Below are 23,607 nucleotides of genomic sequence, written 5' to 3'. Positions count from 1 at the left end.
AGACGCAAACAAACGCTTATCTTCTCGGGCTCAAATTAATTTGTTAACAAGGATTGCAGGGATATTTTAAGAATTAAATTTGCCTTCAACAGTAACATATAATACATCTAACCAGAGAGAATAGCAGGGACAAAAACATATACTTCAACTTACAGACATTTAATCAGATTTCATTTTTATCGTCAGATATAAGTGATGACAATGATATTTATTATATTTCAGACTCAACCACATTGAATTTATAAATGATGCTAATGATAGCCCGTCAGCCCAATTGCTGAATTTAAATATATGACTGGCTTACCTGCTCGAATAGAATGTTACAGTGTTAGAATTAATAACAGTAGTGTTGTCGTCGATGGGGCCCTTAGTGTTTCTTTACCATCAGTTTTTGACGGCGTGTCTAATACTGCATATTTAAAATGTATGAAACTCTCACTCCCAATGACTATGTGTCAATTAGTTCCTCGGAATCATTGACGAGCAGTCAAGACCATATACTGCTGCCAAACGCATGCGGAACAGTTGATCAGGTACTTTCAATAGAAGAACAGGCGCGTTACAGAGGCTCGGACACTTTACTGGAAAACAGACGCACATCGGTAGGCGGTGGTGGTGTTGCATCATGCACGTCAGAGATGGTGGTTCGTTGTTGTCGATACTCAACCTTTGATTTCATTCGGGGCACAATTTGTCGTTACCAGCCATGGAGGTGAGGACTAATCGCCTTAAATACTTCATCGTGACACTATATGGCCCAAATATTCCAGCGGCGAGCATATCCGCTGGTAATCTAGGAAGCAATGTTCTCGTCTCATCCGTTTCAATATCGGCTTTTTATAATCAAGCCCAAATAAGAACAAATCTTGGCTTAGCTATTGGAACTAATGTTCAGGCATGGGATGCGGATTTAGATGATTTAGCAGATGGATCATTAACAGGGGTCAAGGTTGGTTCCGGATTGTGCAGCGTCATGTCATCAGGTTCATTAGGTGCGTTGGTTATGGCTTCATCATTGACGGCAACGGGTGTTACGGCTGGTAGTTATCTCAATGCGAACATTACAGTAGACGCAACGGGAAGGATAACATCAGCAACAACAGGTGTTTTCTAGTGCCGCGGCAATAGAATTTATTATTGATGGTAGTGGAACCGAAATTGCCGACGGAATCAAGGGTGACTTGGAAATTCCATTTGCTTGCACACTTGACCGTGTAACAGCTATTGCCAATGAAAGCGGATCAATTACCGTTGATATTTGGAAAGATACCTATGCGAATTTCCGCCAACTGTGGCCGATACAATCACAGCCTCGGCTAAACCAACAATCACAAGTGGAACAAAAGCACAAGATACAACTCTAACAGGATGGACAAAATCAATCGCGGCTGGCGATATTCTGAGATTCAATGTCGATGCGGCAACAACGACAACAAGAGTGACAATATCATTAAAGGCGTTTAAACAATAATGGGAAGCTTAAACGAATTAACAGAAAAAGTAGATCATTGGTTTAGTGGGTTCGAGGTTGAATTTACTAAGAAACAGGATGCGTTTTTTTCTGCTCATAAAAGGTATTGGCAGGGATTATCGACGCATTCAGAAGTACCAGATCAACGTAGTGATAGGGCTGGTGATACCACGGCTGACAGATTGAATGCGGCCACAACAGAAGGCGATAAATGGCAAGACTTCATGTCAACAATTGGAGAAACACCATTGGCCGCTTCTGTTACATGCAATACCTATAAATCAACAGAAGGTGACGGGTACGAAATAGTTTTATTTTTTAAATATGAAGGTGTTTTGTACACAAGAGTTATTAATTATGGGCCTGAAAAGCATAGAGATAAGGGCTGGGTTATAGAAAAAGAAGGGTTATCTCAAAGCATATGAAAAAATTATTTATCATAATTTATTGTCTTATTTTTATTGTTAATCAGTGTTCCGCGCAGTTATTGGATAGCCTTATTTCTTATTGGAAAATGGATGAAACAAGCGGTACAAGGGAAGATATTCATGGAACACAGGATTTAACGGATAATAATACGGTTGGCTATGGGACTGGTAAAATTTCAAATGCGGCAGATGTTGAATGGTCAAATAGTGAATATTTGTCCCATGCAGATAGTGATGAGCTTAGTTTGGGATCAGATGAGGATTTTACAATAAGCCTTTGGGTAAATGGAGAATCATACGCTGGATATAATTACAGACCAGTTTTCTGTAAATGCCAGGCATCTGCTTCGACCTGCGAGTATCTACTATATTATTACTACATTAGGACCGATCCAAATAACAAATGGGATTTACTGTGAGAATGGGGTAACAGCTACAACCGTTGAAGAACCGATGACTCCGACCTCAACAGGTGTTTGGCATCATGTATTGGCTTGGCATGATAAAACGTCTAATAAATTATACATACAGCTCGATGGAGACGCTACTCCTGCGGAAGTAGCATGGTCTAATGTTACGTGCTCTGGGGGTGTATCAGCAATGGAGATTGGCCGTTTCCCGCATTCTACTACTCATTTTTTTGACGGGATGATTGACGAGGTTGGTTTTTGGAAGCGAGTTCTCACATCTGACGAAAGAGCCGAGCTTTACAACTCTGGCAACGGTTTATCTTACGACGATTTCACCGCTAGCGGTGGATCGGCGACACCGAAATCAAGAGGATATATCTTTAATTAGAGGGGAAAAACAATGGCGGGAATAAAGGACAGGCAACATGACACATAGCCAAAGGTTTGAAGACATTCCAATAATAAAAGTAGCGAAAATATTCTGGCCGATAATAATTGCCCTAGCATCAATATTCACATTCTTTTCTGGAATGAAAAGCGAACTTGACGCGCATGATAAACAGCTATCCGAAAACGCCATAGATCATAAACTGTATAATGAAAAAATAACCCGGTTGGAGGAAATGTCGAAAATGATTAAAGACATCCAACAGGATGTTAAGGAATTGAATAGACGTTCTCGATGATCCCATGCGAGGACTGTAATTTTGAACTTAGCCCCGTTTGGCCGGGCGAATTTAATGATGAATATTCATGTCCAATTTGCGGAATATCGTATGAATGGAATAAAGACAAAAATCAATATACAAGGATAAAAATCATGAGAACCGATTGGGATAAGGCAATAGAATTTGTTCTAAAAATGGAAGGGGAATATACTCTTGATCCGGACGACCCTGGCGGTGAAACAATGTACGGAATATCAAAGAAGGCGTACCCTTCAATAAACATAAAATCCTTAACTATTGACGAAGCAAAAGCCATTTATCTGCGAGATTATTGGATACCATGCAATTGTGACGACCTGCCTACTGCGTTTGCAGTATGTGTTTTTGATACAGCCGTTAATATGGGCACAGGGAAAGCCAAGAGGATGCTCCAAATGGCTTTAGATGTTGAGGTTGACGGGATCATAGGAAGCGAAACGCTATCAGCGGCCTCCAGAGCTGGGCGGTCGAGGGTAAGAAAGTATCTTGCTCTAAGGCTTGCTGAATATGCGCGAATTATGGCAACAAACATAAACCTGTTAAAATATTCATTAAATTGGTCATACAGGGTTTTACACCTAATGGACACAGTAAATTAATGGAGTAAATTATGTCATCGTTTACAGAAAAACTGATAGTTTCACCTGAAAAAGACGGTATTATGTGGAGGCTTGAAAGAGAGTTTACATATGACGTTGGAGAGCTCGGAGGGAACGAAAAGATTGTCGTCCCGGAAGGATTTCTGACAGACTTCGGATCAATACCTAAAATATTTTGGAATATTGTAAGCCCAATTGGGAAAGCAACAGCGGCATTTGTGTTGCATGATTATCTATATATGACACAGGAACGCTCAAGGCTGGTATCGGATGCGATACTATTGGAGGCCCTTGAAATACTCGGCGTTAATTGGCTGCAGCGATTTTTGATATATAACGGGGTGAGGGTTGGCGGGTGGCTGCCATGGAACAACCATAAGAAAGAGAATAAGAAATTAAAGGAAATGAAGGGAGATTGATATGGAATTAAGATTAAAAGCTTTAGCGGAGTCGGAGCATGGGTTGGTCGAATTGAACAATTGTAAATTACCAGCGCGAACGTCTTTTAAGGTGGCGAAGGTGATAAATATTATTGCCAAAGAAATTGAGTTATTTAATCAGGCAAAAATCAAAAAGGCCGAAGAACTTGGCGACAAACAAGACGACGGAACATATAAAATAAGGGAAGAAAACATTGATAAATTCAGGAAGGAAATTGATGAATTACTGAATACGAAGGTTGACCTTGAATTTTCTCAAATAAATTTAAAAGAATTAAGCGACGTGAGCATCAGCCCGTCGGCGATTAGATCCCTCGGAAGCATACTCACCGAATAACCCTCCGATAATTCCGTGGATAGCTCCAAAAGAGCGACAAGCATTCTCCCATGCTTCCACGGGCCTATTTTTTTATCTTGACACTCTCATGATATCATGATAGGATCTACCCATGATTAAAAAATGTAAATTCTGCAGCAATGATTTCTCGACGAAAGACAGCCGAAAAATTTATTGCTCTAGAAAATGCCGTTCTTATAATAATAATCACGTTTGGTTAAAAAAGAAGCAATCAATTAAAAAGTAATTGGTAATTTTCAAAAAATAATTGGGAGGTTATTTATGAATGATGCTTACTTCGGATTAAGGAATTACTACGCAACGGCGTATTTCTGGGTTACATTAATAGTGTCGGTCGTCCTTGCCATCGTCGCCGTCCATTTAAACGATAATGACGAAAGGAATGGTCGTCTATGATAACAGACAAGCAAAGATCGGAAAGAATCAATTATATTGGTTCGACAGACGCGCCCGGCATTCTTGGCATGTCGAGATATTCTTCGCCTTTAAAAGTATGGTGCGAAAAAACAGGAGTATTGGCTCCGGAGGATATCGGGGATAGGCTTAACGTAAGAATTGGCACAAAGATGGAGCAAATTGTCGCCGAACTCTATGAGGAGGAGACAGGCAAAAAGCTCAGGAAAGTAAACGAAACAATATATTATAAAAAATATCCGTTTATAGCCTGTAATCTTGACAGATATATTGTCGGAGAAGAAACAATTCTTGAAATAAAAACAGCGTCGGAATACAAAAAAATGGAATGGGATGATGAAGAAATTCCGCAAGAATACATAATTCAAGTATATCATCAAATGGCCGTAACCGGAAAAAAGGCTGAAATTTGCTGTCTTATTGGAAATTCATCATTAAAAATAAAGCAAATTCCCTATGATGAGAAATTGTTGCAAATGGTTACAGATAAGGAAGTTGAGTTTTGGAATAAATATGTAATTCCAAAAATTCAACCCGAAATCTTAATCGAAAACGATTCTGAAATTCTTAAAAATCTTTACCCGACCGCATTAAATAAAACAGCTCTAAACCTTCCAGATGAAATCAATGTGCAAATAAAAAGAATAGAGGAATGTGTGAGAACAATAAAAATGCTGGAATCTGAAATTGAGATAAATAAAAACAATGTAAAAAATATTCTCAAGGATTCCGAATCGGGCGTTACAAATGAATATTCTGTCTCATGGAAAAATTCAAAATGGGCCGGTATTGACCAGAAAAAATTAAGGTCTGAATTTCCGGAGATATACGAACAAATTAAAACTGAGAAAGAAATTAGAAAATTTTCTTATAAGAAATTGGGGGAATGACAATGTTAAGCATTTGCGAAAATTCACATGAAACAATCGTTGTCGATTCAAGGAGTTGTCCGCTGTGCAGTATCATGCTCCTTGTTGATGAGAAGGAAACAGAAATCAGAATGTTAAATAAGAGAATTGATTTAATGGAAAGAGAAATTGAGGATATGGACGAAGAAATTAACTTCTTAAAAGATAAATTAAAAAAGGGAGAGTAAATATATGGCAAATGTAAAAGATATCACAACAAGGATCGAGCAGTCAAAACTAACAAACGCGACGACATTAAATGAGTTGGTTTCAAATGAGAAAATTAAAAAGAGATTCGACGAGGTTCTTGGAAAGAAAGCTCCTCAATTTATATCGTCTTTGCTTTCTCTCACAAATGCAAAGCCAGAACTTAAGGCGGCAGATCCGAAAACGGTTATTTCAGCGGCCATGATAGCGGCAACGCTTGACTTACCAATAAACCCCAATCTTGGTTTTGCGTACATTGTTCCATATGGAAAGGTGGCCTCATTCCAAATGGGCTGGAAGGGGTTTGTCCAATTGGCAATAAGAACGGGTCTTTATCAAACGATGAACGCAGCAGAATTATACGAAGGGGAGCTTATATCAAATAACAGGATAACCGGAGAAATCGTTATTGACGAGTCAAAAAAGAAATCCGATAAAATTGTTGCCTATGTTGCTTATTTTAAATTGAAAACAGGTTTTGAGAAATATTTATACATGACTGTTGATCAAGTCAAAAAACATGCGTCAAGGTATTCAAAGTCATATTCTAGGCCCGGTACTCCTTGGCAGATTAATTTTGACGCGATGGCATTAAAAACAGTTTTAAAAATGATTTTGTCAAAATATGCGATTCTTTCAATAGAAATGCAGTCTGCGATCACGCTAGATCAAGGCGTTATTGATAGCCCAGTAGAGTCTTCCGCTGATATTCAGGCTCAAGTTATATATCCGGACGGATCTGATTCTTTAGAGCCAGCAAAAGAAGAAAACAAAAACACGGATACACCAAAAACAGAAGAAATGGAAAACGACGCAATAGAACCTCCTAATGATTACCATGAAAAATCAGGCAATTTAATTGATGGAAATTATGAAAAAGGCGTTGAAAAATGAAAAACATATTAAAAGATATAAGAAATAGATATAGGGATTGGAGTGATTTAAGAACAGAATTTAAGTTGTCCGTTTTAATGCAAAAAGAGGGCTCTTTGCCAAATAAGATACTTAAAGACGAAGCAAAAAAGTTGGCAAACCTTATATGCATAAAATGGCTTGAAAACAGAGGCATATCGCATTGCTTGTTGTGTCCGGAAAATAGGTCGCTGCATAAAATTCAATCATATTACTTATGTTCAAAACATTATAACGATATGGAGGCGAATAAAAATGGCGTCAATAGATGACTGGAAAACAAGCATTCCAGAAATGACGATGGAAAATGCTCATAATTGTTATTGCGAATGCGGTGAAAGGCTTGGCGATGCTGGTTTTTTTAGGTGCAAAGAATGTGGAGATATCCATGGGCGATGTTGCTACGACGAAAGATCAAACAAAATTCATTATGAATAACATCGAATTAATAGACCGTTACGCAGGGACGACATTATGGCTGATATTATGATTGAGAGGCGGTTAAAAGCGGATGGGAATAAATGAAACTTCTTAAAGCATTTCCTCATTTCAATAAATCAGGTGGAAATAAATGCCCCATATGCTTAACGAATGACGATGAAAAAACAATCCTGGTTCCTATTGATGGAACCGAAGATGACGGTTTGGTTGAGTGTGAGCAAATTCACCTTAATTGTATTAGTTTGAGAATAAATAAGGGGATTGGGTATATCTATCAGGTGGTAAAAAATGAACCTAACAATTGAGAATATATTGGAAGCGTGGTGGGAATAAGTGGACATTTTTGTAACTTTATCTTACTCAAAAGTTTTCCAAGTGGCTTCTCTATTGGTGGCTTACATAGCCATTGTTGTAATTATTTTAAAACGTAAAGGAAGGTTTGAATGAGCCTAACAATTGAGAACGCGAAAAATATTTTAAATCCAAAGGATATATCAAAAGACTTGCCTTCGGCCTCTCTGATTTCAATGTCTAGAGGATTCATCGAAGGATGGAATCAGGCGATTGAGAAATGCGCTGAAATAGTTGATCATAGGGGGCATGAAGAGCCAATTACGGGATGGGAAGAAGAGTTAACGATATCAAGAAATTTAATTTTGAGTTTAAAAGTTAAGGGGGAAAAATAAATGAAAGGCTGGGAGTGTCAACAATGAAAACTATTCTTCATTTATGCGCTGATATTGGTAGCGATTCACAACCTTATCGAGATGCAGGGTATAACGTCATTTTAGTTGGTTCGGATATTGGGGTTGAGAATTACCATCCTCCCCAAGATGTTTACGGAATTATTGCAAATCCACCTTGTACTATGTTTAGTATTGCCAGAACAAATGCAAAGACTCCACGAGATTTGAGGGAAGGAATGAGATTGGTTAAGGAATGTTTGAGGATAATATGGGAGTGCCAATACAAAGAACAGGGAGCAAATAGAACTTCTCCATTAAAATTTTGGTGTATGGAAAATCCCGCGACAGGACTTCTTAAATGGTTTATGGGAAATCCTAATTTTGTTTATTCTCATGTCGAATATGGAGGGATGCTCAGTAAAAGAACTGGACTGTGGGGATTTTTCAATCATCCGAAGCGCCCAATACTCTATAACCCACTTCCTCCAGGTTATACCATTGGTCAAAAGGGAGAATCTACAAAACACACTATGCATGAAAGAAGTATGTGCCCAATAAATTTTTCAAAAGCATTTTTTGAAGCGAATCCATAATTGGATTAACTGTATTTAGACACTATAATAATAATGCTTTATATATGGAGTAACAAGATTTAAGCATCTAGCGGCGTTGACGGTGAAACGCCTACTAAACGGACGCAAGGAACCTAGTGAAAACAGATCAGAGTAGCGATCTTGCCTCGACACGATGAAATAACTCTGCGGGCGGTGATATACCTTGAAGTTGGTTCGACTCCAACCTAGATGCGAATTTAAGAGGTGAAAATTATGGATATGTTTTTTGATAATAACGTTGAAACAATATTTAAATGTGAACCGCCGATAGAGAAATTAGATAATGGTCATGGGTATGATGGCGTATTGTTAAGAAATAAATTAACGGACACGCTTCAATGCCATATTTGCGGAAATTGGTTTAAAGCTTTGTCTCATCATGTAATATTTTCTCATAAAATATCTTGCGATGATTATAGGGATAATTACAAACTTCCATACAAATTCCCATTGGTAGGTAGATCAATATCAAAATCACATTCTGATAATGCAAATCGTAAAATATCACTGGAAAATTTGGCTAAACATAGAAACCCGGATTATGCACGTAAATTTTCGCCCTTAAATAATAAGAAAAGATGGGATTACATTTATAAACGATTAGGTAATGACAATATAGTGGGCGCCTGTCCGGAACAGTTAAGGCAAAGATATATGTTGGTCAGTGATTATGTTGGCAGAAATCCGACATATAGGGATTTACTAAAGCATGATAGTAAAATTGTTAAATTAATAAAGAATCGTTATAAATCTCTTAATCTGTTCAGAGAACAAAACGGCTTTGAAGTTGTAGAACCAAATAGGCCAGTTAATGGAATATCAGATGATTCTTGTATCAATGCGTTAAGAATTTTTTATAAAAAATACAGACGAGTACCAACAAGTAGAGACTTTAGATCCCTGACACCAACAACAAAAACATTTATTGACCATTTTGGAAGTTGGAATCGTTCGTTAAAGATAGCCGGATTTATACGTTAAGGAGGTTAAAAATGAGAATCAAGAAAGATAGACAGTTTAAGGAACTTTTATATCTATGTAGCGAAATGGTTTCCCTTGGAGAGGATTTAAAGGATTCAATAAACAAATATGGGAAGTATTCTAAGCATGGGAAAAGTCTTCACATGGGAATAGCGGTTAATAACTGGGATCTTTTTATAGATAAAAACTTCACAGACATAAGGGGGATGTTTAAAAATGAAAACAGTAAAAGTGCCTGATACAGTGTGTGGTATTTTGTGGGACATATTAAAAAACATAATGATGGTTATGTGTGTTACTGCCTCGCTTTTGGTTTTGTTGTACATTGCTTGGATAGTTTGCGATAATAAAAAATCAGAATTTGGAAATCCATCAAACCTAAATACATTACCAGGAGTTAAAAAATGAAATTATCAACATTCGTATTCGTATTAATATTGGCGTCACTTTATACATTCGTTGTTTTTGATCTTATGTCGGGATCGGGAAGAAACGGCGATAATCCTATCGACAGGAAGGTTGTTAAATTAGATGAAAAAAATTAAGTGTTTATCGTGTAACGGGACAGGTTACATCAAGGGCTGGTCGCCATCAATACCAAAAAAATGCTGGAAATGTGACGAATTTGGGAAAGTATTATACAAAAGCGGGGGAGCTAGTGATAAGCGTAAAAGAAGAAAAAAATGACGGCGATACGATAGTGATCGAAGACAGGTTTACAAATTCAATATGCAAGATAAAATTCAGAAATGGAAAGTTTGAATCCTGTGTTGTCAGTTTCTTAAATTCTTTAAAAACTAGAAATTTCTGTGCATTGGATATTCAAGAGCTTAAATTCATTAGAGAAGTGGCTACACTCGCATACGCAAAACAAATGGATATCAATATCGCAAAAAGGGCATTAACAAATGTCAAATGACATTGATATTTTTATGCATACGGTTCACCAGTATGGTCTACCGTTCCCTGAAAGAGAGTATAAATTTCACCCAACACGAAAATGGCGGTTCGATTACGCCTATCCGCAATACAAGATTGCTATTGAAAAAGAGGGTGGAACGTGGGCATATGGGAGGCACAATAGGCCACAAGGCTTTAAAAACGATTGTGAAAAATACTCACATGCTGCAATACTTGGATGGAAAATAATTCGAGGCACAACAGAGCAATTCGACGACGGCCTAGTGGCGTCATGGGTAATAGAAGCTATTTCCCGTGAAATTAATAATGAATAAATAAGAAAAATAAAATAGAATAAATAAAATGAGATCCGGCAATCACATTGAAAATAAAATTTTGGCGCATCTATGTTGTGTATCCCGCCGGATCTCGCATAGCTCTGCGCCTTTTTTATTTGGAGGTGGTTATGTTCGACGGAAACACGTATGAAAAAGAAAACGATTACAAAAGGCTGCTTAGTCAGTTGGATGAAATCAGGGAAATAATGATTGATGGCGAATGGAGAACATTATCCCAATTGAGAGAATTGACGGGATTTCCAGAATCAAGCATTTCGGCGCAACTTAGAAACCTAAGAAAACAAAAAATGGGCTCATACACAGTAAATAGAAAAGTGGTCGGAGACAGAAAAAACGGGCTGTATTCATACCAAATAATTAAGCCAACAACAATAAAATTTACAGAAAACGGACAGGGGGAATTTGTATGAAAGTTACATTTTTTTTGATTTTTATTTTTCTTTATTCGTTCGCAAATGCCGACAAAACAGAAAGCGAATACAGTTATATTTCGTTTACTGATTCGAGAGGAAATTATGCCGGAAAATTATCATGGGAAAATGGAACTCTTAAATTTTACGGAAACGCAAACGATTCAGCATTAATATTTTTTAAAGAAAACTTAAAACAAATAATTGATGAATATATTAAAGAAAATAGCCGGTGTTTAAGCTGAGTAAAGGGGTTAAATATGAACGAAGACTGTCGTTGTCCGGGAGATTATGACCAAGACGAATACATAAGAAACGAGGAGGATTATTTCACCTTTTTACAAATACTGGAAATGATCCAAGGGGGGATGGTATGTCATGGATAAAATCACACAAAGATCTTGAGTACCATCCGAAGCTTTTAAAGCTGGAAGCTCTTTGTACCATGGACAGGAACGGTACTGTCGGGGTACTGCACCGGTTCTGGTACTGGACAATGGCATACGCAGAAGACGGCGATCTGTCAAAATGGGGCCTCGAAACCCTTTCCAAGGCCATCGGAATTGATGCAAATAACCTTGTCGAGGCCGGTTGGATAGACCAAGAACCCTATCTCCGGGTTCATGATTGGTTCGATTACATTGGCGACTATTTACGAGCGAAATACAGAAGAAATCCGGAAAAATATGAGGCCATAAAAAACAAGTGTACAGGTACAGTACCGGTACAAAACCGTGCCAGTACACGGATAGATAAGATAAGAGAAGATAAGATAAGAGAAGATAAAGACTTAACAGATACGTCAACAAAAACCTTCAAAGTTACGGATTTAATGGCTTTGTGGAACGAAAAGGCTCATCTTAACCTTCCAAGGGTGACGATGTTGAACAAAACAAGGGAGGCTCACGCCAAGGCAAGATTGTCATCATTCCCGGATAAATCGTTTTGGGAAAATACGATAACCAAAATAAACGAAAGCTCTTTCTTAACTGGTCTTTCAAGTACTTGGAAGGCCGACTTTGATTGGATTCTAAATCCGACTAACTTAACTAAAATACTGGAGGGAAACTATGATAACAAACGAAAGTTTAATTAAAACTGAAATTCTTAAGATAATCGAAAGAATTAAACAAATGTCAAAATCCGCAAAATGCCCGGCTTGTGGAGATATTTGGAATAGGCTCAGAGAATGTTTCTTTTACGCTGAATCTGCTAATTCTGTTAGGTTAATCTCAGATTCTACGTGTGTCGAATGCGCTGAAACACTTAAAAAAGTAGAGTATTGGTTAAATAAATACCCATTAACGTCAGGGTTTGACAATTGGGACTCAATCCCGGATATGGACAAGAATTTCAGAGAGCCAAGGACATATAGATCTGTCGATTTATTATCAAACATAACTGTAACTATCTCATATCCAATAGTTTCAAAGTCTTGGCTGCTTGAAACAAAGTCTGGGGGGATTAAAATGACAGAGAATGGGACGGTTATAACTTCGCATGGTTCTGTTCCGGAAGCATGGTCTTATATAAAAAAGAGAATTAAAGACGCTTCTTCTGAAGAACCAAAAAGAAATAAAGCATTTGTTAAAATATAAAAATACTGGAAATTTTAAAAAATAGTGCTAAAATTTATCTATGAGTGATTCAAACAACGAAAAAACAGGGAAGTACCGCGCTTCTGATGGAAGATCGGTTGGGAGGCCATTTAAGCCCGGTCAAAGTGGAAATCCTAAAGGTACACCCAAACTTCCGCCGGATGTCAGACTTTTAAAGCATGAGGCGTTAATGGCCGCGATCATTCACCTGCATAAAATCATGACAGACAAAGAAGCATTAGAGAGAATGAGCAAAAAAGATTTTCACATGTTAGCAGAAACGATTTTCGACCGGTTTGGATTACCAAAAGTAACAAAGGAAATTCTTGTTGGAGACAAGGATGAGCCAGTTTGTTATTCATGGGAGGACTCGAATGATAATAAAGCTTCCATATTGCCCACGATACCCACAGACAGAAATCCATCCACAACTGGAAACCCACCGATTTAATGTTTTAATTGCCCACCGAAGATTAGGAAAATCAGTAATGGCCATTAATCACATGATAAAAATGGCAATGCTGAACCGAAAGCCGAGCCCAAGATATTTCTATATCGCCCCATATTTAAAACAAGCCAAGTTAATCGCCTGGGATTACTTCAAGCATTATGCGAGGCCAATACAGGGAATAAAATTTAACGAATCAGAATTGTTTGCAGAGTTACTTAACGGGGCAAAAATTTGGTTATTCGGAGCTGATAACCCGGAAGCAGGCCGAGGAACTTATGCTGATGGCGTGGTTCTTGACGAATACGCGCAAATTAAACCAGAAGTTTATGGTGAAATTATCCGGCCTGCCCTTTCGGACAGAAACGGATGGACACTGTTCATGGGAACACCGAAAGGCCAGAACCAGCTATATGATATTTACAACAAAGCCTTGCAAATGATGCAAGACGGAAACCCTGATTGGTGGTGTGGGTTGTATCGAGCCGATGAAACCAGCGTTATTCCTGAAGAAGAATTGGCGCAATTAAAGACACTCCTGAATGAATCGACATATCGACAAGAGTTTTTGTGTGATTTTACTGCCGCTGCCGATAATGTTTTGATAACAATAGATCAAGTGATTAATGCGTGTAATAAAAAATTCAATCCAAACGAAATAATGGGGTCTCCAAGGATAATTGGCGTTGATCCAGCAAGATTCGGAGACGACAGGAGCGTAATTCTAAGAAGGGAAGGACTTGTAGCTTATGAGCCAAAGATATTTACGAAAATAGACAATATGACTCTCGTCGGAAGGCTCACGCAAGAGATTGACGACTTTAACCCCGACGCAGTTTTTGTCGATGCTGGAAGGGGCGAAGGGGTGATTGATCGGTGTCGTCAGCTTGGATATAACGTCATTGAGGTAAATTTCGGAGGCGTTGCGTCAAAACAAAACCACTATGTCAACAAACGAGCTGAAATGTGGGATCTTATGCGTGAGTGGATAACTGCCGGTGGTTCATTGCCAGACAATAGAGACTTGAAATCTGATTTAGTCACACCGACTTACGATTACGATCCATCAAACAGAATACGCCTTGAATCAAAAGAAAAGATAAAAGAAAGGCTTGGAAAATCACCAGATATTGCTGACGCGTTAGCATTAACATTTGCATTCCCGGTAAAAAGAAAATCCATGATCACAGAAAAAAAAGAGTTTGCAAACGGGAAAAAAGAGTACGATCCATTTTCAAGTATCGAGCAGAAAAACCAAATAAACCCTGTTTCAGGAAGGTTTTGAATTAAAACGGTTGACTAAAATGGTTATTTAGTGTGATAATCAGTCAAGTTTATTTTGAGAGGTGAAAAATGGGTGCCGCCGCCGTTCCGGTTATAGTAGCAAGCACAGCCGCCAGTGTTGCGTCAATGTATTACCAGAATAAGCAACAAAAGAAAGCGGATGAAGCAATAAGAGAGCAACAGAATAAACCGATTCCAGCACAAACACCACCGCCAAGCCCAACAAATACAAACCCACAGTTAAACGAGCAACAGAGATTAAGAAAGCTCGCTCAAATGCGAATGGGGTTCCAGTCTACTATTGGCGGAACGTCTTCAGGTTTCAAACCTACAAACATAACCAACCCGTCTTTAATGCCACAAGCTCTAAAAACAAGGCTCGGTCAGTGAAAATAAAAGATCGAACAAACATAAACAAAAGATACAACGCCATGAAAAACGAGTACAGCTCATGGGTTCCGACATGGCGTGATATTGCTAGATTCGTAAGGCCGGGACGCGGGTTTTTCTTTGAGCAAATACCAAATTGGGGGATCGCTTTAGACCATAAAACCATGCTCGATAGCGTTCCGGTTCGAGCAATTAGAACAATGGCCGCCGGAATGACCTCTGGATTAACATCACCGTCAAGGCCGTGGTTTAAGCTTGGATTCGAGGATCATGAACTTGACAAATTTGGGCCCGTTAAGGAATGGCTTGAGCAAGTACAAAAATTGATGATGAACGTATTCTCGAAATCGAATATCTACGGTGCTTTCACGTCAATGTATGAAGAATGTGGAGCATTTGGGACAGCAGCGATGGCATTGCTTGAAGACTATGACAATGTGGTTAGGGCAAGGACATTCACGATCGGCGAATATTTTCTAGGTCAGGGATCCGATGGCCGGGTAAATTCATTTGGTAGAAATTTCAGAATGACTGTCGGTCAGCTTGTCGAAGAATTTGGGTTAGAAAACTGTACAGAATCAACGCAAAACGACTATAAAACTAAGAACTATGATAAATGGGTTCAAGTTTGCTGTCTCATAGAGCCAGATAGCGAAAATTCCGGTGAATATGGCTCTTTTGTACGAAAATCGTACAGGTCAATATATTGGGAGAACGGTTCGCCTGACGATATGTGTTTGGATAATAGGGGTTTTGATGATTTCCCTATCCTTGCGCCAAGATGGGACACAATGAACACCATGAACATTTACGGAAAATCGCCGGGGTGGGATTCGTTAGGCGACTGTAAAATGTTGATGAAAATGCAGAATGATCGCCTTTTGGCGTTAGACAAGGTAATTGATCCGCCAATGCAGGTGAGTGGCTCTGTCCATACTGAAGTGAACACGATGCCGGGTGGTGTAACAAGAAATTCAGCAGGTACACCAGACGCGGGAGTAAGACCAGCGTACCAAATTAACCCGGACATGGGCGCAATTGAAAGGGCTATCATAGATACCCGACAAGCCATAAAGGAAACTTTTTACAACGATTTATTTTTAATGCTTTCAAGCATAGATTCACCACAAAAAACAGCCTATGAAATCGCAAAGAGATACGAAGAAAAACTTCTTATGCTTGGGACTGTCATAGAACGTCTTGAAAGCGAATTGCACGATCCGACAATCGAAAGGACATTTTCGATTATGCAACGTGCTGGCCTTATACCGCCACCACCAGAAGAAATTCAGGGCTTGCCAATGAAAGTGGACTACATTTCCACGTTGGCCCAAGCTCAAAAAATGGTTGGAACCACCTCAATCGAGGAAACCTTAAACTTTGTCGGCCAAGTATCGGCAATTAACCCCTCAGTGGTCGATAATATCGACTATGACGATGCTGTAAGAGAGTATGCAGAAATGAAAGGCGTACCGCCGACAATTTTAAGAACTGAGGGAGAGCTAATGGCATTACGAAAAGCGAAGGAAGATCAAGCCAGAGCACAGGAAATGGCCCAAGCTATGCCAGAGATGGTTAAGGGCGCAAAAACCCTGTCAGAAACAAAACTGGAAGGAAATTCAGCACTTGACGCAATGGTTGGCAACCGATGATTGAGACAGATTCAAAAAAGAGGAAAGAAGAATCGAACCGTATCGAGAAACGGAAACGAGAACGGGAATTAAGCGATATAAGAGCTATTTCGTTAATTCCTGAAGGCCGTCGGTTCATTTGGAGGATTTTAGAAGATGCTAAAGTGTTCGCGTCGTGCTATGATAGGCATAATGGCGATATGTCATTTTACGAAGGCAAAAGAGATTTAGGGTTAATGGTTTGGCGTGATGTTATAATTTCGGTTCCAGAAAAATATGTTCAAATGGTAAACGAACATGAATCTGATAGAAAAAGGGAAGAAAAAGAACGAATTGAATTTGAAAAGAAATTAAGTGAGTAATATTTACGGGTGCGGCTCGCTACCGCTTCGGGCTCCTAGAGCCACCGCCAACAGCTTCTAGGGCTGGACATCCTTAATGGGTGTTCAGCCCTTTTTGTTGGTAACAAAAGGAGAGCAAAGTTATGGGAGAGACAGCGACAATGGAAAAAGAAGCAGAAAAACAGGGAGATACAGAGAATTTGGACGCTCCTAAAGATAATGGCGGAGCTGACGAAGAAGGAAGTTTGCTTGACGTAAAAAATCCCGATGCTAAGGATGGCAATAAAAAAGAGCCAGCCGAAAAACAGAAGGATGCTGAATCACCAAAAGATGAAAAGCCTGTTGGTGCGCCTGAAAAATATTCCGATCCGAAATTGCCGGAAGGAGTGGTACTCGATCCAGCTTTAAAAGAAAAGATGGAGGAGAAAGCAAAATCACTCAACCTAACGCAAGAATCGTATCAGGAGCTAGTTGATTTACATTCAGAGGCATTGAAAGGGTTTTCGGAAAAAACTCTCAATGAATACAAAAAAACAATTGAGGGCTGGAAACAGGAAACAATTAAAGAACTTGGAAAAGACTATCAAAAAGAACTTGCGATGGGTTCCAAAGCAATCGACGCGGTTTTTAAGGATCAAAAACAAAATGCCGAATTTCGCACTTTGCTGAATGATTCTGGTCTTGGAAATCACCCTTTAATTGTGAAATTCTGTAACTATTTCGGTAAATCTGTTGGTGAGGATAAATTCGTCGAGGGATCTCCGGCAGTAAAAGATAAAACAATCGCGGAATTAATGTTTCCAAATCTTCCGCCAAAATAAATTAAAGGAGAAAAATTATGGCTGCTACAGTATCGACTTGGCCGACATTGCTTGATGTTGCTAAAAGGTTAGATCCGAACGGGCAAACGGCTGCCGTTGCAAATGTGTTGAGTCAGTGGAATGAAATTCTTGACGATATCCCTTTCTTAGAAGGGAATCTTCCTGATGGACATAAAATCAGTATTGCTAAATCGCTTCCAGCTCCAACATGGAGAACAGCGAACAAAGGTATTAGCCCGACCAAAGGAACGACCTCTCAACTGGTTGAAACCGTTGGAAATTTGGCCAACTATTCTGAAATTGACAAGGATAATGCCGAATTAAACGGAAATACCGCCGCTTGGAGAGCTTCCGAGGATCGTCTTATCTTGGAAGGCATGAACCAAGCATTCGCCGGGGCCTTGATTTACGGTGATACGGCTACCGATCCAGAGAAATTCAACGGTCTTGCCCCTCGTTATTACACGAAGACGGTTGCGACTTCTACGGTTGCGAATCAGGTTATTGACGCGGGTGGAAGCGGTTCTGACAATACTTCCATTTACCTCGTTGGTTGGTCGCCTGAAACCGTTTTCGGTATTTATCCGAAAGGTTCCAAGGCTGGTTTAACGATGGAAGATAAAGGTCAGGTTACCATCTATGACGCTAACCTTGGCCGTTTTGAAGGTTATCGGACTTTCTATCAATGGAAATCGGGATTATGCGTTAAAGATCATCGATACGTTGTGCGAATTGCGAATATTGACGTGTCCGATCTGAAAACTGCCGGTGATAGCACAGACACTTCTGCAAATATTTTAAAGCATATGTCTATGGCTCTTGACTATCTTTACAATATTAGCGCAGTAAAACCGGTGTTCTACATGCATCAAACCGTTCGCGCGATGTTGCGCGTGAAGCTTACGAGCAAGTCTAACACTTGGGTTACTCTTGAAGACTGGCAGACACCATCCGGAATTATGCGTCCTACGCTTATGTTCCAAGGTGTACCCGTTCGTCGAGTAGACCAAATTCTATTGACCGAATCGGCAATTTCATAAGAAGGAGTGAAATAAAATGATATTAGATAAAGGTTTAATTCTTAGTGATGCTCAGGTTGTCACCACAACCGCAACATCGACCGATTATATCGATCAACTTGCGGCTGGTGATGCGATTGGCGCGTTTGGTTGGTTTATCTGTTCTATTGCCGTAACTTTAGCGACAGGAACTTCAATCAAAGTAACCCTGCAACATGATTCAGATTCGGCGTTTGGAACTGTCACGACTCTTGTCGATGGCCCTGTTCTGACGACCGCCGTCGCGAATGCTGCTAAAACGTTGCTTGCGGTTAAAATTCCATTGAATGCGAAGCGTTACATTCGTGCGAATTACACAATTGTTGGAACATACGATACCGGATCTGCGGTTGATGCTTTCATTACGTTCAGCCCTCAGACATTGTTTAAATAACAATGAAATACCGGGTTATTCGTAATTGCTACGGTTTCAAGGGGCGATATTGGTCAAAAGATCAAATTGTCGAAGTAGACGGAAGCGAAATTCCGCCAGAACATTTTGATAAAATTGAACAAATTCAACCAATTGAAATCGAAAAAGTAGATGAACACGTTGAACCCACCGTTGAAACAAACGTGATTGTCGAAAAAAAGCAAAAACATAAAAGATTAGGAAAGTAAAAAACAGGGGAGGGGAAGTTAAAAGCCCCTCCCCTGATACGCTGGAGGTTTATACATGCCATCTCAGACAGAAATTGTGAACATGGCTTTAACTCATCTTGGTCAAGAAAGCGTAGCATCTATTGATTCAGATTCAGATAACGCCATTAAATCTAAATTGATATGGGATGGGTGCAGGGACGAGGTTTTAAGAGCTTGCCCATGGAGTTTTTCGACGGTTATCGCCGCATTGAATGAATATTCAGACGATACTGTTACTGGATGGGATTATGTCTATGCGTACCCTCCGAAATGCTTGTTTATCAGAAAGATATATTCAGATTACAATCAGAACATTATTGATTTAACGTCGAATATGTCCCAGCTTCCCAATCTTTATTTAGATGAAAGCTTCAAGGTGGTCTTTAATCCGACAAGAAATTTAAAGGTGCTCGTTTGCAACATATCTCCCGCATACGCGGAATACACGTATCAAGTCACCGATCCGGGTGTGTGGGACTCTCTATTTGTTAAGGCGATGTCATTTAAGCTTGCTTCGGAGCTTGCGAATTATCTGGAAGGCAGCCAAGAATCAGCCAAAAGAAATTTTGAATTGTATAGGCTTGCCATATCTGAAGCAATGGCTACAAGTCAAAATGAATCGAATATTCCAAGAGTTAAAAAATCGGCGTATATTGATGCGAGATAAAATTGCCAATACATGATATTCAATCCTCGTTTTCTGGTGGTGAGTTTTCGCCAAAATTATTTCAACGTATTGATATACAGAAATGGAAATCCGGACTTCGGACATTAAGAAATTTTCTTGTTAGCCCGTTGGGGCCCATATACAACAGGCCCGGAACTTACTTCGTTTCGGAAACAAAATATAACGATAAAAAATCAAGGCTTATTCCATTCATATTTTCAAGAGAACAATCCTACGTTCTCGAATTTTCAGAGGGTAAAATCAGATTTTTTCAGAATGGTGGTTATGTTTCATCGAATAGGGGAGAATGGTCAAGCTCAACGGCATACGCTCATGGCGACACAGTAACAGCGTCGGGAAACCTTTATTTCGCAATATCAGCAAGCACGAACAAAGACCCTGTAACAGAGCCGACATATTGGACGCTATGGGACGGAAACGATGAATATTATGAAGTGTCGACGACATATATTGAATCAGAGTTATTTGAATTAAAATATACGCAATCGGCAGACACCTTATACATAACACACCCGGATCACGAACCAGCAACACTTAAAAGATATGGGCAGCAAAATTGGGTTTTATCTGATTTCGCTTTTAAGAATGGCCCATTTATGCCGTCAAATACGGACGAAGAAGTAAGGCTCGTTTTATCCGTTAGCAATCCAATGTATTTGATCGCCAGCAACAAGGCCGGATCTGACGTACCAGGAACTTTTACCGCGGCCAATGTTGGCTCCCTTTACAAATTAACGCACGATATTGAATCGTCAAGCTTAAATTCAAGCCTGTCAACCGTATCCGCAACAGGATCAATTCAGTGTGGAGGTGATTGGAAACTCGTAATATCGGATTCTAGTGGAACCTTCACAATTAACCTAGAGAAATCAACAGATAACGGGACGACGTGGGAAATTGTGGGCACATTTACGGATGTTATGGGATCGGTAAACACATACGGTTCAATTGACAATGGTGGTGATCCATTTCTTATAAGGCTTAATTGTACCGCCATTTCCGGATCATCCGTAAATTATACTCTTACGCGTGATCCGTTTATTGTCCAAAGCGTTGTACAAGCAAGCTCTTGGCCGGGCGGTGACGGACATTCCATATTATGCACAAAGGTATCTGAAAGCCCGATAAGGGGAAAATATACCGCAGATTGGGCCGAGGGTTCATGGTCTTCTCGGAGAGGTTGGCCTGCCTGTGTAACATTTTTCCAAGATAGGCTGGCTATGGCTTCTTCGGAGACAGAGCCGGGCACAGTTTGGATTTCAAAAACAGCGAATTATGTTGATTTTGGAACGTCGATACCGCTTGTTGATTCTGACGCGATATCGGTGAATATTCAGGATAGGCAAGTCAACACAATTAAGAGCATATTGTCATTCAATAATTACATTATGGGGTTTACCTCTGTTGGCGAATGGTCTATTGGCTCAACAAACGGCGGGCCCGTAACACCATCAACAGTTTTCACTAAAAATCACGGTCAACGTGGGTCGTCTGGCGTTGATCCGATTGTTGCCGGAAACCAGTGTATTTATATATCTCCGGCAAGCTCATCAATAAGAAATCTTATATTTCAGTTTTCAAGCGATACATTTTCAGGTGATAATATTTCGTTAATGTCTGCCCATTTGTTTGAAGGATATTCCATCACTTCGATGGCGTACCAACAGGAACCGGATAGTCAAATATGGATGGTGAGAGATGATGGGGCATTGATCGCGTTGACGTATGTGCCGGAACAGGAAGTTTACGCATTTTCAAGGCATGACACGGATGGAGAATATGAGGATGTCTGCGTTATACCGGGCGAAGAATCCGACGAGGTATGGTTCTCTGTGCTAAGAGATTCGGTTCGCACAATAGAAAGAATGAAAATACGTACTGTTTCACTCGATACGGATGATCAATATTTTGTCGATTGCGGATTAACTTATTCCGGTTCACCAGCTTCAAGCGTATCCGGCCTTGACCATCTTGAAGGCAAAACTGTTTCGATATTGGCCGATGGATACGTTATAAAAAATAAAACAGTTGTTGGCGGTGCCGTATCGTTGGGCGCAAGTTATTCAAAAATTCATGTTGGCTTAAAATATATTTCGGACGTTGAAACAATCGGCTTTGATATGCCACAACAGAACGGGACGATGCAGGGGCGCAAATATCATATAGCAAGAGTTGTTTTTTACTTCATAAACTCACGTGGTGGATTTTGCGGGATGGATGAAGACAATTTAAAGGCGATAATACAGAAAACGACAAGCGGTGATCTTTCCCAACATGAGACATTGCAAACGGGCTTCAGTAGGCAGAATTTAAAGCAAAATTACGATTCTTATGGCCATGTAATGTACAGACAGACAGATCCGCTTCCCGTAACCATAGCATCAATATTGCCTATAATAGATCCGGGTGAAAAATGACAATCAAATATTTTGATGGAGACTTAACAATAAGGCATTCGACCATAATTGACGCAATAGAAATGGCTCCAAACCTAAGGAAAGAGGAAATCGACGAAGTTAAAGCGTCGGACGGCATGACAACATTGGAGGCGTTATTATTTGGATACAATAATAGTCAAGCGTGTTACACGGCTATTTATAAAGGAAAACCAATTGCAATGTTCGGTCATTTGCCAATTTCTTTGATCGGACAAAAATCTGTTGTGTGGATGCTCACAACGCCAGACGTTCTGAAGATTAAAAAGAAATTCATGATTTTAAGTAAGAAAATAATAAATTATTTGCTTGAAATGTACCCATATTTAACAAACTATGTGGATGCTAGGTATTCGCAATCAATTAAATGGCTTAAATGGTGTGGGGCAGAAATAGGGCCAGCGGAAAAATACGGGCCGTATGGCTATCCGTTTCATCCGTTTCTGTTCAAAAGGAGCTAATTCATGTGTACTATAGGGGCAGCAATGGCTTTACAGGGGGTAAGCTCGGTCAATTCTGCTTACGGCTCATATGTACAAGGAATTTCTCAAAATAGATATTATGATTATCTTGCCTCAAATGCTGAAAAACAGGGCGCACTTGAACTGCAAAGAGGAGAGCAGCAAGCCCAATTTGAACAAGACAAGGGATCATTTGAAAGCAAAATTCAAAGAAATAACGCAAAAGAGCTTGAAGGAACTCAAAAAGCGATAGCCGGGGCGAATGTTGGGCCCGGATCGGTTGTTTCTGAAAATATTGCAACAGACACATTTAATAAACAAAAGCTCGATGAATTGAGCATAAAATACAATGCGGATATGGCTTCATGGAAAGCAAAAGAAGACGCTAAATTAAGAGACTTTGAGCTAAAAAATTCGGCAGCAGGGTACAGGATAGCCGGAAAACAAGCAAAATCAGCCGGGAAATTAGGCGCGTTTAATTCTTTGCTTGGCGGAGCTTCCCAAATGGCCCAAACGTGGTATCTTGGCAATCAGTATAAGCCAAAGGTTAAATAAGGGGTGTAAA

The 23,607-nt window shown here is 39.6% G+C and carries 39 protein-coding genes; all 39 read left to right on the top strand.

Annotated features, from left to right (window positions below; genetic code table 11):
* Positions 1-691: 691 nt before the first annotated feature.
* Positions 692-1,114 carry a hypothetical protein gene (locus tag IPP74_13665; protein MBL0320319.1) on the top strand — a complete coding sequence of 141 codons (423 nt, stop codon included), beginning with the start codon at positions 692-694 and terminating at the stop codon, positions 1,112-1,114.
* Positions 1,104-1,364 carry a hypothetical protein gene (locus tag IPP74_13660; GenBank protein ID MBL0320318.1) on the top strand — a complete coding sequence of 87 codons (261 nt, stop codon included), beginning with the start codon at positions 1,104-1,106 and terminating at the stop codon, positions 1,362-1,364. The genes IPP74_13665 and IPP74_13660 overlap by 11 nt, the downstream gene beginning before the upstream one ends.
* 106 nt (positions 1,365-1,470) lie before the next feature.
* The gene (locus IPP74_13655; protein MBL0320317.1) at positions 1,471-1,896 is read left to right on the top strand and encodes a hypothetical protein; all 426 of its coding nucleotides are present in this window, start codon (positions 1,471-1,473) and stop codon (positions 1,894-1,896) included.
* Positions 1,893-2,318, top strand: coding sequence for a hypothetical protein (locus IPP74_13650; GenBank protein ID MBL0320316.1), 426 nt, complete (start codon positions 1,893-1,895; stop codon positions 2,316-2,318). Before IPP74_13655 ends, IPP74_13650 begins: the two co-directional genes overlap by 4 nt.
* Before the next feature lie 34 nt (positions 2,319-2,352).
* Positions 2,353-2,697 carry a hypothetical protein gene (locus IPP74_13645; protein ID MBL0320315.1) on the top strand — a complete coding sequence of 115 codons (345 nt, stop codon included), beginning with the start codon at positions 2,353-2,355 and terminating at the stop codon, positions 2,695-2,697.
* 37 nt (positions 2,698-2,734) lie between these two features.
* Positions 2,735-2,995, top strand: a complete 261-nt coding sequence (locus tag IPP74_13640; GenBank protein MBL0320314.1) for a hypothetical protein — start codon at positions 2,735-2,737, stop codon at positions 2,993-2,995.
* A 134-nt stretch (positions 2,996-3,129) separates the two neighbouring features.
* Complete coding sequence (locus tag IPP74_13635; protein MBL0320313.1) at positions 3,130-3,615, top strand: hypothetical protein; 486 nt, start codon at positions 3,130-3,132, stop codon at positions 3,613-3,615.
* An 11-nt stretch (positions 3,616-3,626) separates the two neighbouring features.
* Complete coding sequence (locus IPP74_13630) at positions 3,627-4,034, top strand: DUF1353 domain-containing protein (GenBank protein ID MBL0320312.1); 408 nt, start codon at positions 3,627-3,629, stop codon at positions 4,032-4,034.
* A gap of 1 nt (position 4,035) precedes the next feature.
* Positions 4,036-4,392 (top strand): hypothetical protein, encoded by a 357-nt coding sequence (locus IPP74_13625; GenBank protein MBL0320311.1) that lies wholly within the window; start codon positions 4,036-4,038, stop codon positions 4,390-4,392.
* Between the two features lie 413 nt (positions 4,393-4,805).
* On the top strand, positions 4,806-5,717 hold the full coding sequence (locus tag IPP74_13620; GenBank protein MBL0320310.1) for a YqaJ viral recombinase family protein: 912 nt from the start codon (positions 4,806-4,808) through the stop codon (positions 5,715-5,717).
* Positions 5,714-5,923: a hypothetical protein gene (locus IPP74_13615; protein ID MBL0320309.1), complete on the top strand. Its 210-nt coding sequence runs from the start codon at positions 5,714-5,716 to the stop codon at positions 5,921-5,923. Before IPP74_13620 ends, IPP74_13615 begins: the two co-directional genes overlap by 4 nt.
* A 4-nt stretch (positions 5,924-5,927) precedes the next feature.
* Positions 5,928-6,836 carry a recombinase RecT gene (locus IPP74_13610; protein MBL0320308.1) on the top strand — a complete coding sequence of 303 codons (909 nt, stop codon included), beginning with the start codon at positions 5,928-5,930 and terminating at the stop codon, positions 6,834-6,836.
* Complete coding sequence (locus IPP74_13605) at positions 6,833-7,126, top strand: hypothetical protein (GenBank protein ID MBL0320307.1); 294 nt, start codon at positions 6,833-6,835, stop codon at positions 7,124-7,126. Before IPP74_13610 ends, IPP74_13605 begins: the two co-directional genes overlap by 4 nt.
* A gap of 35 nt (positions 7,127-7,161) precedes the next feature.
* Positions 7,162-7,344: a hypothetical protein gene (locus IPP74_13600; GenBank protein MBL0320306.1), complete on the top strand. Its 183-nt coding sequence runs from the start codon at positions 7,162-7,164 to the stop codon at positions 7,342-7,344.
* Positions 7,345-7,375: 31 nt separating this feature from the next.
* A complete protein-coding gene (locus IPP74_13595; protein MBL0320305.1) occupies positions 7,376-7,600 on the top strand; it encodes a hypothetical protein in 225 nt (74 codons plus the stop codon).
* Between the two features lie 138 nt (positions 7,601-7,738).
* Positions 7,739-7,981 carry a hypothetical protein gene (locus IPP74_13590; GenBank protein MBL0320304.1) on the top strand — a complete coding sequence of 81 codons (243 nt, stop codon included), beginning with the start codon at positions 7,739-7,741 and terminating at the stop codon, positions 7,979-7,981.
* Between the two features lie 23 nt (positions 7,982-8,004).
* Positions 8,005-8,574: a hypothetical protein gene (locus IPP74_13585; GenBank protein MBL0320303.1), complete on the top strand. Its 570-nt coding sequence runs from the start codon at positions 8,005-8,007 to the stop codon at positions 8,572-8,574.
* A gap of 234 nt (positions 8,575-8,808) precedes the next feature.
* Positions 8,809-9,576, top strand: a complete 768-nt coding sequence (locus IPP74_13580) for a MucR family transcriptional regulator (protein ID MBL0320302.1) — start codon at positions 8,809-8,811, stop codon at positions 9,574-9,576.
* Positions 9,577-9,587: 11 nt separating this feature from the next.
* Positions 9,588-9,815 (top strand): hypothetical protein, encoded by a 228-nt coding sequence (locus tag IPP74_13575; protein ID MBL0320301.1) that lies wholly within the window; start codon positions 9,588-9,590, stop codon positions 9,813-9,815.
* The gene (locus IPP74_13570) at positions 9,793-9,984 is read left to right on the top strand and encodes a hypothetical protein (protein ID MBL0320300.1); all 192 of its coding nucleotides are present in this window, start codon (positions 9,793-9,795) and stop codon (positions 9,982-9,984) included. Before IPP74_13575 ends, IPP74_13570 begins: the two co-directional genes overlap by 23 nt.
* Before the next feature lie 217 nt (positions 9,985-10,201).
* Positions 10,202-10,495 (top strand): hypothetical protein, encoded by a 294-nt coding sequence (locus IPP74_13565; GenBank protein ID MBL0320299.1) that lies wholly within the window; start codon positions 10,202-10,204, stop codon positions 10,493-10,495.
* A complete protein-coding gene (locus IPP74_13560; GenBank protein MBL0320298.1) occupies positions 10,485-10,811 on the top strand; it encodes a hypothetical protein in 327 nt (108 codons plus the stop codon). Before IPP74_13565 ends, IPP74_13560 begins: the two co-directional genes overlap by 11 nt.
* Before the next feature lie 131 nt (positions 10,812-10,942).
* Entirely contained in the window at positions 10,943-11,245 is a 303-nt protein-coding gene (locus IPP74_13555) for a hypothetical protein (GenBank protein ID MBL0320297.1), read from the top strand.
* The gene (locus tag IPP74_13550) at positions 11,242-11,490 is read left to right on the top strand and encodes a hypothetical protein (GenBank protein ID MBL0320296.1); all 249 of its coding nucleotides are present in this window, start codon (positions 11,242-11,244) and stop codon (positions 11,488-11,490) included. The genes IPP74_13555 and IPP74_13550 overlap by 4 nt, the downstream gene beginning before the upstream one ends.
* A 128-nt stretch (positions 11,491-11,618) precedes the next feature.
* Positions 11,619-12,341, top strand: coding sequence for a hypothetical protein (locus IPP74_13545; protein ID MBL0320295.1), 723 nt, complete (start codon positions 11,619-11,621; stop codon positions 12,339-12,341).
* Positions 12,316-12,843, top strand: a complete 528-nt coding sequence (locus IPP74_13540) for a hypothetical protein (protein MBL0320294.1) — start codon at positions 12,316-12,318, stop codon at positions 12,841-12,843. Before IPP74_13545 ends, IPP74_13540 begins: the two co-directional genes overlap by 26 nt.
* Positions 12,844-12,883: 40 nt before the next feature.
* The gene (locus IPP74_13535; GenBank protein ID MBL0320293.1) at positions 12,884-13,294 is read left to right on the top strand and encodes a hypothetical protein; all 411 of its coding nucleotides are present in this window, start codon (positions 12,884-12,886) and stop codon (positions 13,292-13,294) included.
* Between the two features lie 37 nt (positions 13,295-13,331).
* Entirely contained in the window at positions 13,332-14,576 is a 1,245-nt protein-coding gene (locus IPP74_13530) for a hypothetical protein (protein MBL0320292.1), read from the top strand.
* Positions 14,577-14,644: 68 nt separating this feature from the next.
* Entirely contained in the window at positions 14,645-14,965 is a 321-nt protein-coding gene (locus IPP74_13525) for a hypothetical protein (protein MBL0320291.1), read from the top strand.
* A complete protein-coding gene (locus IPP74_13520; GenBank protein MBL0320290.1) occupies positions 14,962-16,617 on the top strand; it encodes a hypothetical protein in 1,656 nt (551 codons plus the stop codon). The genes IPP74_13525 and IPP74_13520 overlap by 4 nt, the downstream gene beginning before the upstream one ends.
* Positions 16,614-16,958 (top strand): hypothetical protein, encoded by a 345-nt coding sequence (locus IPP74_13515; protein MBL0320289.1) that lies wholly within the window; start codon positions 16,614-16,616, stop codon positions 16,956-16,958. Before IPP74_13520 ends, IPP74_13515 begins: the two co-directional genes overlap by 4 nt.
* A 122-nt stretch (positions 16,959-17,080) precedes the next feature.
* Positions 17,081-17,758: a hypothetical protein gene (locus tag IPP74_13510; protein ID MBL0320288.1), complete on the top strand. Its 678-nt coding sequence runs from the start codon at positions 17,081-17,083 to the stop codon at positions 17,756-17,758.
* 17 nt (positions 17,759-17,775) lie between these two features.
* Positions 17,776-18,798, top strand: a complete 1,023-nt coding sequence (locus IPP74_13505) for a hypothetical protein (GenBank protein ID MBL0320287.1) — start codon at positions 17,776-17,778, stop codon at positions 18,796-18,798.
* 16 nt (positions 18,799-18,814) lie between these two features.
* Positions 18,815-19,210, top strand: a complete 396-nt coding sequence (locus IPP74_13500) for a hypothetical protein (protein ID MBL0320286.1) — start codon at positions 18,815-18,817, stop codon at positions 19,208-19,210.
* Positions 19,211-19,212: 2 nt separating this feature from the next.
* Positions 19,213-19,437, top strand: coding sequence for a hypothetical protein (locus IPP74_13495; protein MBL0320285.1), 225 nt, complete (start codon positions 19,213-19,215; stop codon positions 19,435-19,437).
* Between the two features lie 55 nt (positions 19,438-19,492).
* Positions 19,493-20,125, top strand: a complete 633-nt coding sequence (locus IPP74_13490; protein MBL0320284.1) for a hypothetical protein — start codon at positions 19,493-19,495, stop codon at positions 20,123-20,125.
* Positions 20,126-20,127: 2 nt separating this feature from the next.
* Complete coding sequence (locus IPP74_13485) at positions 20,128-22,563, top strand: hypothetical protein (GenBank protein MBL0320283.1); 2,436 nt, start codon at positions 20,128-20,130, stop codon at positions 22,561-22,563.
* A complete protein-coding gene (locus tag IPP74_13480) occupies positions 22,560-23,042 on the top strand; it encodes a DUF2833 domain-containing protein (protein ID MBL0320282.1) in 483 nt (160 codons plus the stop codon). The genes IPP74_13485 and IPP74_13480 overlap by 4 nt, the downstream gene beginning before the upstream one ends.
* A 3-nt stretch (positions 23,043-23,045) precedes the next feature.
* Entirely contained in the window at positions 23,046-23,597 is a 552-nt protein-coding gene (locus tag IPP74_13475) for a hypothetical protein (protein MBL0320281.1), read from the top strand.
* The last annotated feature ends 10 nt before the right edge of the window (positions 23,598-23,607 follow it).

This window comes from Alphaproteobacteria bacterium (genome assembly GCA_016722515.1).
Taxonomy (GTDB): Bacteria; Pseudomonadota; Alphaproteobacteria; order Rickettsiales; family JADKJE01; genus JADKJE01.
Note: the sequence above shows the minus strand (reverse complement) of the source record. Positions and strands in the feature narration are given on the sequence as shown.